10 protein-coding genes and 2 pseudogenes are annotated in these 10,292 nt (G+C 68.9%); 3 read left to right on the top strand and 9 right to left on the bottom strand.

The genetic code is table 11. The features are described from left to right. The 7 genes and pseudogenes from CLM62_RS51615 to CLM62_RS19970 form a co-directional block, all read right to left on the bottom strand. Window positions 1-229, bottom strand: a pseudogene (locus CLM62_RS51615) (hypothetical protein); the annotation flags it as partial. A 221-nt stretch (window positions 230-450) separates the two neighbouring features. Further along, window positions 451-1,380, bottom strand: a complete 930-nt coding sequence (gene pstB / locus CLM62_RS20000) for a phosphate ABC transporter ATP-binding protein PstB (protein ID WP_257003940.1) — start codon at window positions 1,378-1,380, stop codon at window positions 451-453. Between the two features lie 7 nt (window positions 1,381-1,387). Further along, window positions 1,388-2,299: a phosphate ABC transporter permease PstA gene (gene pstA, locus CLM62_RS19995; protein ID WP_095751263.1), complete on the bottom strand. Its 912-nt coding sequence runs from the start codon at window positions 2,297-2,299 to the stop codon at window positions 1,388-1,390. After that, a complete protein-coding gene (gene pstC / locus CLM62_RS19990) occupies window positions 2,299-3,249 on the bottom strand; it encodes a phosphate ABC transporter permease subunit PstC (RefSeq protein ID WP_095751262.1) in 951 nt (316 codons plus the stop codon). Before pstC ends, pstA begins: the two co-directional genes overlap by 1 nt. Continuing rightward, window positions 3,246-4,217, bottom strand: a complete 972-nt coding sequence (locus CLM62_RS19985; RefSeq protein ID WP_095751261.1) for a PstS family phosphate ABC transporter substrate-binding protein — start codon at window positions 4,215-4,217, stop codon at window positions 3,246-3,248. Before CLM62_RS19985 ends, pstC begins: the two co-directional genes overlap by 4 nt. Window positions 4,218-4,891: 674 nt before the next feature. Beyond that, the gene (locus tag CLM62_RS51610) at window positions 4,892-5,047 is read right to left on the bottom strand and encodes a DUF6131 family protein (RefSeq protein WP_095751259.1); all 156 of its coding nucleotides are present in this window, start codon (window positions 5,045-5,047) and stop codon (window positions 4,892-4,894) included. 237 nt (window positions 5,048-5,284) lie between these two features. Next, window positions 5,285-5,813, bottom strand: a pseudogene (locus CLM62_RS19970) (transposase); the annotation flags it as partial. Between the two features lie 31 nt (window positions 5,814-5,844). On the opposite strand from CLM62_RS19970, the gene CLM62_RS19965 reads away from it, so the two are divergent. After that, complete coding sequence (locus CLM62_RS19965) at window positions 5,845-7,176, top strand: cytochrome P450 (RefSeq protein WP_095751267.1); 1,332 nt, start codon at window positions 5,845-5,847, stop codon at window positions 7,174-7,176. Between the two features lie 451 nt (window positions 7,177-7,627). Next, window positions 7,628-8,113, top strand: coding sequence for a Rieske (2Fe-2S) protein (locus tag CLM62_RS19955; protein ID WP_095751258.1), 486 nt, complete (start codon window positions 7,628-7,630; stop codon window positions 8,111-8,113). Window positions 8,114-8,116: 3 nt separating this feature from the next. On the opposite strand, the gene CLM62_RS19950 is transcribed toward CLM62_RS19955, so the two are convergent. Beyond that, window positions 8,117-8,767 carry a cysteine hydrolase gene (locus tag CLM62_RS19950; RefSeq protein WP_095751257.1) on the bottom strand — a complete coding sequence of 217 codons (651 nt, stop codon included), beginning with the start codon at window positions 8,765-8,767 and terminating at the stop codon, window positions 8,117-8,119. A 136-nt stretch (window positions 8,768-8,903) separates the two neighbouring features. Between CLM62_RS19950 and CLM62_RS19945 the strand changes: the two genes are divergently transcribed. After that, entirely contained in the window at window positions 8,904-9,371 is a 468-nt protein-coding gene (locus CLM62_RS19945; RefSeq protein WP_095751256.1) for a pyridoxamine 5'-phosphate oxidase family protein, read from the top strand. A 1-nt stretch (window position 9,372) separates the two neighbouring features. Here CLM62_RS19945 and CLM62_RS19940 read toward each other — a convergent pair whose 3' ends face one another. Next, window positions 9,373-10,275 carry a LysR family transcriptional regulator gene (locus CLM62_RS19940; RefSeq protein ID WP_095751255.1) on the bottom strand — a complete coding sequence of 301 codons (903 nt, stop codon included), beginning with the start codon at window positions 10,273-10,275 and terminating at the stop codon, window positions 9,373-9,375. Window positions 10,276-10,292 lie beyond the last annotated feature (17 nt).

Here is a 10,292-nt window from a genome sequence, read left to right as displayed (position 1 = left end):
GATACCTGAATCCGGCGGCGAGCCCCTGCGCGCGCGCCGCCCAGGGCGGGATGTTGCAGGTGACGACCGGATGGTGGCCGGGGATCGTCGCGCCGTCGAGACGCCCGACGATGACCTCCTCCAGCGGATCCCACTCGGTGTGCGATCTGACCGGCGACACGAGAGGTTCCGCAGCGCTGGCAGTCGTGACCGATGGCAGCGAATGGGCATCACCGTCTGCCGCCGCCATCAGATGCCGGGCCTCTGCACTACCGCCATGCTCAACCGCTTTCGATCCCAGAAGAACAGTAACTTAAAGTATCCGTGATATTACTCAAAGTGAACACGCAGGGCCGGTCCGCGTCAACAACGCAGAACCAGCGCAGCTCGCCGGTGGACAGCAACCGGAGCGTGACCGGGCGTGAGGTGCGCCAGACGTGCGAACGGTGGACAAGGGCTGCGGGGCATCGGTCAGCCGAAGCGGCCGGAGATGTAGTCCTCGGTGCGCTGGTCGGAGGGGTTGGAGAAGATCCGCTCGGTCTCGTCGTACTCGACGAGCCGGCCGTGGCGTTCGCCCTTGTCGTCGACGTCCGCGGTGAAGAAGGCGGTGCGGTGCGAGACGCGTGCGGCCTGCTGCATGTTGTGCGTGACGACGACGATGGTGAACTCCTGGGCCAGGTGCTCCATGAGGTCCTCGATCTTCGCGGTGGCGATCGGGTCCAGGGCCGAGCACGGCTCGTCCATGAGGATCACCTCGGGCTTGACCGCGATCGTGCGGGCGATGCACAGCCGCTGCTGCTGGCCTCCCGACAGGGCGAGCGCGGAGGTTTTCAGCTTGTCCTTGACCTCGTCCCAGAGGGCCGCGTGGGTGAGGGTCTCCTCGACCAGGTCGTCGAGGTTGCCCTTGAATCCGCCGACCCGCGGGCCGTACGCGATGTTGTCGTAGATCGACTTCGGGAACGGGTTCGGCTTCTGGAAGACCATGCCGATGCGACGACGCACCTCGATGGGGTCGACGTCCTTCCCGTACAGGTTCTCGTTGTGGTATTGGATCTTCCCGGCCACGCGGGCCGAGGGGATGAGGTCGTTCATCCGGTTGAAGCAGCGGATCATGGTGGACTTGCCGCAGCCGGAGGGTCCGATCATCGCGGTGATCTGGCGGTCGCCGATGGTCATGTTGACGTCGCGGACGGCCTCGTGGTCGCCGTAGAACACCGAGAGGCTGCCGACCTCGAAGACCGGAGTGGTCAGCGGCGGTGCGCCGCGGAAGGCGACCTGCGGGGTGGTGGTGCCCCCGGTGGGGCCGGGGGCGTCGGAGGGGGAGGTCGCGGTGGCCGACCGCGAGGGTCGGAGGGCCCGTTGACGAAGGCGTTGGAGGCGTCGGGAGGACTCTGGGGTCATGGCGCGGTCACCAGCGGTGGGAGTAGCGGTTGCGGAGCCAGATGGCCAGGGAGTTCATGACCAGCAGGGTCACCAGGAGGATCACGATCGCGGCGGCGGCGAGTGAGACGAATTCGGCACGGGACTGGCTGATCCAGTTGAAGATCTGGATCGGCAGCACCGTGAAGGCGCTGTCCGGGCCGGTCGGATTGAAGGTGATGAAGGTCAGCCCGCCGAGCAGCAGCAGCGGGGCCGCTTCGCCGATGGCGCGGGACAGGGCGAGGATCGAGCCGGTCGCCATGCCGGGTACGGCCGCGGGCAGCACCTGGCGCCAGATGGTCTGCCACTGGGTGGCGCCCAGCGCCAGGGACGCCTCGCGGATGGACGCCGGTACGGCGCGGATCGCTTCCCGCACGGCGATGATCACGGTGGGCAGGACCAGGAGCGACAGCGTGAGCGAGGCGGTGAGCACGGTCTGTCCGAAGCCGAGGCCGCGGGAGATGATGCCGAGACCGAGGATGCCGTAGACGATCGACGGGACCGCCGCCAGGTTCTGGATGTTGATCTCGATCGCACGGTTCCACCAGCGCTCGGGGTCGGCGTACTCCTCCAGGTAGATGGCGGTGAGGATGCCGACGGGCAGGCAGTACAGCGCGGTGAAGGCGATGACCCAGATGGTGCCCATGATCGCCGACTGGGCGCCGGCCTGTGACGGGTCGATGATGTCGGGGAAGTTCGTCAGGATCCGGGGGTTCAGCCGGGGCCATGCCTCCGCGACGACGTAGACGAGAAGGCAGCCGAGGAAGACCACACCGACGGCGAGCGAGGTCCACAGGCTCAGCTGGAACAGCCGCTCCCGCAACGGGGTGCCGCCGCCCTTGAGCCGGCGCACCTCCGGCACACCGGCCTGAGGGCCCTTGCCGAGGACGGGGGTGCCCATCACTCGTACACCTCCCGGAACCTGCGCACCAGACGGATGCTGACCAGGTTCATCACCAGCGTCATCACGAACAGCAGCGAACCCACCGCGAAGATCGTCTGGTAGCCGATGGAGCCGGTCGGCAGGTCGCCGATGCCGGCCGCCGCGATGAACGCGGTCATCGTCTGCATGCCCTCGAGCGGGTCGAAGGACAGGTTGGGCCGGCCACCCGCGGCGATCGCGACGATCATCGTCTCGCCGACCGCCCTCGAGACGCCGAGCACGATCGCGGCGACGATGCCGGACAAAGCAGCCGGGAAGACGACCCGGGTGGCGACCTGCATGCGGGACGATCCCAGCGCGAAGGCTCCGTCGCGCAGGTCGTTCGGTACGGCGTTCATGGCGTCCTCGGAGAGCGAGGCGATCGTCGGGATGATCATGATGCCCATCACGAAGCCCGCCGAGAGCGCGTTGAAGACCTGAGGCCCCTCGCCGCCTGGCCAGATGTCCTGCAACAACGGGGTGACGGCCTGCAGTGCGAAGAAGCCGTACACGACGGTGGGGATACCGGCGAGGACTTCCAGGATCGGCTTGAAGACCTTGCGGACCCCGGGTCTGGCGTACTCGCTCAGGTACACCGCCGCGCCCAGGCCCAGCGGCACGGCGACTAGCAGCGCGATGAGCGTGACCATCAGCGTGCCGGTGACCAGGGGCAGGACGCCGAAGTGCGGCGGCCTGAACAGCGGCGACCATTCGGTGCCGGTGATGAAGTCGCCGAAGCTGACCTTGCCGAAGAACTCGGCAGCGGGCGGGATGAGCGCGATGACGATGCCGACGGTGGTCAGCACCGAGACCAGGGAGGCGGCCACCAGGAGCACCTTGATGGCCTTCTCGCCATGGCGCGGCTGGGACCGCCTCAGAAAGCCGGGGCTTCCCGAAGCGGCCCTGCGCCCGCTGCCCGTTGCGGTCATGGCCTGTGCTGCTCCCGCAGTCTGTCCAGGTCCTTGTTCAGCTCGTCCTGCTGCTTTTGGTTCAGTGGTACGAACTGAGCCTTCTCAGCGATCTCGGCGCTGTTCTCCACGTAGAACTCGACGAACGCCTCGACCTCCGGCTTGTCCAGCGAGGACGCCCTCGGGTAGATGAACAGCGGCCGCGACAACGGCTTGTAGCTGCCGTCCTGCACGGTCTTGGCGGTGGGCTCGACGCAGCCGTCACCGCCGTCGATCTTCAGGACCTTCAGCTCGCCCCTGTTCTCCTCGAAGTACGACAGGCCGAGGTAGCCCATGCCGCCCTTGGAGCCGGACACGCCCTGAACGGTGACGTTGTCGTCCTCGCTCGGCGAATAGTCCGTACGGGAGGCCCCCTCCTCACCGTTGACGGCATCGGTGAAGTAGTCGAAGGTGCCCGAGTCGGTGCCAGGGCCGAACAGCTCCATTTCCTCGTCCGGGAACCTGGGGTCGACCTGGTTCCAGTTGTCGACCTTCGACCCCGGCTCCCAGATCTTCTTCAGCTGTTCGACGGTCAGACACTCGGCGAAGTCGTTGTCCTTGTTCACCACGACCGACAGCCCGTCGTTGGCGACGTGGAGCTCCTCGTACGCGATGCCGTTCCTCCGGCAGGCCACCCTCTCGTCGTCATCGATCGGGCGCGAGGCGTCGGAGAGGTCGGTCTCGCCCGCACAGAACTTCTCGAACCCGCCACCCGTACCCGAGGTGCCCACAGTCACCCTGACACCGGGGTTCTCCGCCTGGAACAGCTGTGCCGCCGCCGTGGAAAGCGGAGCCACCGTGCTGGAACCGTCCGCCCGGATCGTGCCGGACAGATCGCCCTCGACAGCACCGTTCCCGGAACCGCCGCACCCGCTCGCGGCCAGCAGTACGACCGTCGTCAGAACCACAGGGGGCGCCACGGGGCTGCGCGACGACGTGTGAACGCTCATGTGACTCCCCGTTCCTGGCGCGGCTGACTCCCTGTTCCTGGCGCGGCCGCCCTTCCGGCCAATATGCACGAGACCATCAAAGCTCACCATTCAGACATTCAAATCAAATCTCGCAGATGTGAAGCATGCCGCCAAGCGGTAAAGAACCACGCCGCCAGCTGCCCAGGCACCCCGACCACCCGGACGTCGTCAGGCGCACCCGACCAACACCGCGGTCCCGGACGGGACACCTCCCGTCCGGGGCCGCGCACGTGCTCGTCAAACCGCCGAAGCCTCACCCATCCAGCGACGTCATCACATGTCCATCGTGACCTCCGGGTGGTCCCAATGGGCAGCTACTTCGAGCCGATCACTGCCGCACCGCCCCCTGCTGCTCGGTGTGTGGCCTGGGAAGCGGCTGGGCCCGTCGTCGGGACCGAGGCGAGCCAGGTGGTGACGCGGCTGATGCCGGAGTCGGTGACGATGCCGACGAGCCGGCCGTTCGTCAGGACGAGGACTCGGCGGATGCGGCTGGATTACAGCAGGAAAGGGTGCTTGTGGAGGTGACCCCACCCGAACTGCGGCCCGCGCCGGCTCCCGATGGAGCGCGTGAAGGTCGCCTCAGACAGCCCACGGCAGCGGAGCCGACAGCCCGCGGCCTGCGCCGGTGATCCGCCACTCCAGCAGGAGCCAAGTCACCAGTAGTGCCGTCGTCCACCTACGGCGTGCCCCATTGATCCGAGAATCCAGAGGACCGCGCCGATAACCGCAAGGATGAGTCCGATGGTCCACAGGACGGATATGCCTGTAACGAAGCCGATAACCAGCAGAACGATGCCAAGGAGGAGCATGACGCCTCCACTCTTGAGTGTTGCTTCTCTTACTGTAACCGCGAAGTCCTCCGTGGGACGGCCAGGCAGGGTCCCCGTTCAGCATCCGAAGCGGCGGCCAGGCCGCCCGCCAGGGCGGCGATGGCTGCGTGGGCTTATGACCGGCCCGCCACAGGCGTTGCGGCTGGGGACGTCGGCCGTGCATCGCCTGAGACGGGTACGCACATGCCGGTGCTACCGCGTTGACGCCGACCGCGATCAGCGCGTGCGAGCCGGCGCCGTCCTCGGCGGTGGCGACGTCCAGGCCGACGCCGCGCCGCGATCAGCGCGTGGCAGGTCGGGGAAGATCCCGACCACGTCGGTGCGGCGGCGACGGCCTTGGGGGGCTTGGCCTCCGGGGCGTCGAGGACGTGCCGCATCCGGGCCTGGACCGTCTCGGAGTCGAGCTGTTCGAAGACGGTCCGCAGCAGCGTGGCGACCCAGGGCTGGGCGGACTTGGGAACCTGACAGAGCAGGTTGCGGGCGTAATGGAGCGGCATCTCTGCCATGAGGCGCCAGGCAGCACGGCGCCGACGGCGTCCACCAGGCCGGCGTGCGCGTCGGAGATGACGAGCTGGACGCCGGACAGGCCGCGGGCGATCAGCGAGCGCAGGAAGGCCAGCCGGCCGGCGCCGTCCTCGGCGGTGGCGACGTCCAGGCCGAGGATCTCGCGGTGAGCGTCGGCGTTGACGCCGACCGCGATCAGCGCGTGCAGGTTGTTGATGATGCGGCCGCCCTCGCGGACCCTGCATTCCGACTCAGATCACTAAGATCGGATGATGCGCACATCCTCATCGCTGCTGCGGGCCTTTCGGCCCCAAGTCCAAGAGCGCCTCTACGACTTCTACGACGAGCTGCGGAGCACCGACGAGCTCTTCTGGGACCGCCACCTCGGCGCCTGGATCGCGACCGGGCACGCAGTGGTCAGCAGCGCCGCAGGTGACCCGGGGCTGTCCTCAGTGCGCTATCCCGACATCAAGGCCGTCCCCGAGGAACTGCGGCCGCTGGCCCGAGTCCTGAGCCGGCAGATGCTCTACAGCGACGCCCCCGACCACCCTCGGCTGCGGGCCCTGATCAGCAGGGCCTTCACCCCCCGGGCAGTGGCGACACTCCGCGCCCGGATCGTCGAAGCCGTCGACCGGATCATCACCCACGCGGCGCCGACCGGGCGGATGGACATCGTCGCGGACCTCGCCCGCCCCCTGCCACTCACCATCATCTGCGACCTCCTCGACGTACCGCAGCAGGTCCGCCCCGCTCTCGCCTCCTGGTCCGAGCCGATCGCCGAAGCCATCGGCAACTCCCGGCTCGACGCCGACGGCAACCGCGCGGCCTCACAGAGCATGGCGCACATGCTCGCCTACCTCCGCGAACTCCTCACCCGCCACGACGTACCGCCGGCCCCCCACACCCTGCGCGCACTGGTGACCGCACAGGCAGAGAAATCCGACCAGGACTTCGACGAACTCCTCGCCAACTGCGCCCTGCTTCTGATCGCCGGTCACGAGACCACCACCCATTTCATCGGCAACGCGACGCTCGCCCTGCTCCGCCACCCGCACGCGGCCGACCAACTGCGCCGCCGGCCCGATCTGATGCCCGCCGCAGTCGAGGAGCTCCTGCGCTACGACGCCCCGGTACAGCTGATGCTGCGCCGGGCGCGGCAGGACCTGGACCTGGCGGGCCGCACCATCGCCGAAGGGCAGACAGTGCTCCTCGTCTGCGGCGCCGCCAACAGGGATCCGGCCGTGTTTCCCGATCCCCATGTACTGGACTTCGAACGGCCCGGCGGACGGCACATGGCGTTCGGGCACGGTCCGCACTTCTGCCTCGGCGCGGCGCTGGCCCGGCTGGAAGGCGCGATCGCCCTGGAAGCACTCCTCACCCGGCTCCCCGGCCTGCGCCTCGACGGCACCGCACCGCAGTGGCAGCGCAGCCTCAACTTCCGCGGGCTCACCCGTCTCGACGTCACCTTCGCCCCGTTCTTGGACGAACACGACAGAGGCCCGCAGCACCTGCCGACCGACGGTCCCCCACGCGGCCTCAGCCGCGCGACACATGCCGGCGAGTGCCCCGCCCGGACGGCACCCGGCGGCGTCGCGGGCGCTTGACCGCGGCCCGGAGCGGAGTGCCTTGGGCGGCCAGGCCGACATCGATCAAGACGTGGAAGGTGCCAGAGGCCCGCGATCGCCCATGCTCAGGTCATCACCGGGTTCACTGGCGGATCACCGCAGATCCACGCTACTAGCTGGACAACTCCATGACGTACGTCCCGTGGTCGTCGGCCTCGACGAGCCCCGGCAGCGAGCCGCCCTCACGCAGGGGCGTGATGTAGCGGGTCGCGATGACTTCCTTGAGTATCGCCCCAGGCTACTGGGGGGTGTTGGCGCAAGCCGGAGGCGCCCCCGTGGGGTCGCGCCGCGCACCGACAGCGGAACGACAGCCGTGATTTATGTCCGCCCGACCTCGAACAGGTTTAGATCGCGACACAGTCTGAACAGGCCAGGCCTGCGGACCGTACATCACCCCAGATCACGCAACCTGCTCGAAGGGAACGTCAGCATGACCAGCGCATCGTTCAAGCCCGCATCGGGACCTGCCCGTCGAACCGTGGTGGCGGCGGCCGGAGCAGCGGGGCTCGCCGTCGCGCTGACCGCGTGCGGAGACTCCGACGACTCATCCAGCGGCTCCGGCAGCACCGAGGCCGGCAGCGACGCGAGCAGCGGCGGCTCGGGAGCCTCCGAGAGCGCCGGGGCCGGTGGCGCCGCGCTCGCCGCGACCGCCGACATCCCCGAAGGCGGCGGAAAGGTCTTCGCCGACCAGAAGGTGGTGGTCACCCAGCCGACGGCGGGCGACTTCAAGGCGTTCTCGGCCACATGCACCCACCAGGGCTGTGCGGTCAAGGGCATAGCCGACGGCCTGATCAACTGCCCCTGTCACAACAGCAACTTCTCCATCACGGACGGCAGCGTCAAGAGCGGTCCCGCGAAGGAACCGCTGCCCGCCGTGCAGATCACCGTCAGCGGGGACTCGATCACACTGGCGTGACCCTCACGCCCGTCCTGTGCGGCGGGGCCGCTTGAAACAGGCCAGCACCTCGTCCGTGGTCGCGACCGTGGCGACCAATGCGAGGGTGTGGCGGACCATCGCGGGGGTGTAGTCGGAGGGCACCCCCGCGATGGCGTCCGTCGGTACGAGGGCGGTGTAGCCGCGGTTGACCGCGTCGAAGACGGCGTTGGGGATCGCCACGTTGGCGGAGACACCGGTCACGACCAGCGTGCGGCAGCCCAGGTTGCGCAGCAGTGCGTCGACCTCGGTGCCCTGGATCGGAGACAGTCCGTGCAGCCGCCGTACGACGAAGTCCTCCTCGGCGACCTCGATCGGGGCCGCCACCCGGACCGCTGTCGTGCCCGACAGCTGCTGGACGGGCAGCCGTTCGGCGGCGCGGAAGAGCCGGGCGTTGCGGTTCGCGCCCCGGCCGTCCGGGCGGCGCTCGGCGATCGCGTGGATCACCTGGACGCCGCTCTCGTGTGCGGCGGCGACCAGGCGGGCGACGTTCGCGAGGGCGCCCGAGGAGCGCGCCTCCTTGGCGAGTTCGGGCAGCGCGCCGTCCGCTCCGACGACGCCCTGCTGGCACTCGACGGTGAGCAGGACGGTGGTCGCGGGATCGAGAAGCTGGCTGAGGCGTTCGTACGACGGCATGGTTCCCCCTGGTCGCCGACGGCGTGGAGCGGGCGAGATTAGCCACCATTGCGCGGGGACGGAAGACGACCCATCCTTTTCTGACGTGATGTCAGAGGATCTCCTCTGACACGACGTGAGAGAAAGAGGGGGACGCATGACCGTCACTCAGCGCCGGGGCCGAAAGATCATGATGACACCCGGTGAGCTGGACGAGTTCCTCACCAGTCAGCGCACCTGCCGGGTCGCCACCGTGTCGGCCGACGGCGCTCCGCACGTGAGCACGCTCTGGTTCGTCTGGGACGGCACCTCCATGTGGCTCTACTCCGTGGTGCGCAGCAAGCGGTGGGCCGATCTGCGCCGCGAACCGCGGGTGGCGATCGTGGTGGACACGGGCGAGGAGTACGACGAGCTGCGGGGCGTCGAGCTGTCCGGGACCGTGGAGTTCGTGGGCGAGATACCGCGCACCGGGGAGTTGTGCGCCGAACTCGACCTGCCCGAGACGCTGTTCGCCCGCAAGAACTTCCGGCTGGACGAGATGCCGCACGACGGCCGGCACGCCTGGGTGCGGCTGACGCCGGAGAAGATCGTCTCCTGGGACTTCCGCAAGCTGGGTTCGATGTAGCTCAGCCCACCTTCTCCGCCGCCGCCTGCAGGGCCCGCACCGCCGCCCGAATCGACGGGCGGCGGTCGGCGTCCGCGCGCCAGACGACGTAGACATGGCGGCGCACCCGCTGCCGGAGCGGCACGGTGACGACCTCGGCGGGCATCGGGTGGCGGCCCAGCAGGGGCGCGATGCACACCCCCAACCCCGCTGCCACGAGCCCGAGTTGGGTGTGCGTCTCGGCGGCGCGGTGGCCGACGATCGGCTCGATGCCCTTGGAACGCAGGGTGAACATCAGCCACTCGTGGCAGAACTCGCCCTCGCCCCAGGTGATCCACTCGTCCTCGGCGAACTCGGCGAGGTCCACCTCGTCGCGGCCGGCGAGCCGGTGACCGACCGACATCGCCACATCGGCGGGGTCCTCCAGGATCGGCGCCTTGACCAGACCCTCGGGCAGCGGCATCGGCTTGTTGTACCAGTCGAGTACGACCGCGAGGTCGAGGTCGCCGCGGATGACGCCGGCGATGCCGTTCTCCGGTTCCAGCTCGCACGAGCGCACGCGCAGGGCCGGGTGCTGCGCGCGCAGGGCGGCGAGCGCGGTGGGGAACAGTCCGCGCGCGGCCGTCGGGAACGCGGACAGTCTGAGCTCGCCGACGACCTGGCCGCGCTGTGCCTCCAGGTCGGACTGGGCGAGTTCGACCTGCGAGAGGATGCGCGCCGCGTGCTCGGCGAGCAGCCGGCCCGCGTCCGTGAGCCGCACGCCCCGCCCGTTCTTGGCGAGGAGCTGCTGCCCGACCTCGCGCTCCAGCTTGGACATCTGCTGTGAGACGGCCGACGTCGTGACGTGCAGCCCCTCGGCGGCGCCGCTGACCGAGCCGTGCCGGGCGAGGGCGTCCAGGGTGCGCAGGCGCTCCAGGTTCAACATGTAAGCAATACTACGAG

The sequence above is a fragment of the Streptomyces sp. SA15 genome (assembly GCF_002291145.1).
GTDB lineage: Bacteria > Actinomycetota > Actinomycetes > Streptomycetales > Streptomycetaceae > Streptomyces.
Note: the sequence above shows the minus strand (reverse complement) of the source record. Positions and strands in the feature narration are given on the sequence as shown.

Bases quoted from the DNA above. Each gene is read 5' to 3' on its own strand.
- pstB (WP_257003940.1), bottom strand. From the start codon at position 1,380: ATGACCCCAGAGTCCTCCCGACGCCTCCAACGCCTTCGTCAACGGGCC.
- pstA (WP_095751263.1), bottom strand. From the start codon at position 2,299: ATGGGCACCCCCGTCCTCGGCAAGGGCCCTCAGGCCGGTGTGCCGGAG.
- pstC (WP_095751262.1), bottom strand. From the start codon at position 3,249: ATGACCGCAACGGGCAGCGGGCGCAGGGCCGCTTCGGGAAGCCCCGGC.
- CLM62_RS19985 (WP_095751261.1), bottom strand. From the start codon at position 4,217: ATGAGCGTTCACACGTCGTCGCGCAGCCCCGTGGCGCCCCCTGTGGTT.
- CLM62_RS51610 (WP_095751259.1), bottom strand. From the start codon at position 5,047: ATGCTCCTCCTTGGCATCGTTCTGCTGGTTATCGGCTTCGTTACAGGC.
- CLM62_RS19965 (WP_095751267.1), top strand. From the start codon at position 5,845: ATGCGCACATCCTCATCGCTGCTGCGGGCCTTTCGGCCCCAAGTCCAA.
- CLM62_RS19955 (WP_095751258.1), top strand. From the start codon at position 7,628: ATGACCAGCGCATCGTTCAAGCCCGCATCGGGACCTGCCCGTCGAACC.
- CLM62_RS19950 (WP_095751257.1), bottom strand. From the start codon at position 8,767: ATGCCGTCGTACGAACGCCTCAGCCAGCTTCTCGATCCCGCGACCACC.
- CLM62_RS19945 (WP_095751256.1), top strand. From the start codon at position 8,904: ATGACCGTCACTCAGCGCCGGGGCCGAAAGATCATGATGACACCCGGT.
- CLM62_RS19940 (WP_095751255.1), bottom strand. From the start codon at position 10,275: ATGTTGAACCTGGAGCGCCTGCGCACCCTGGACGCCCTCGCCCGGCAC.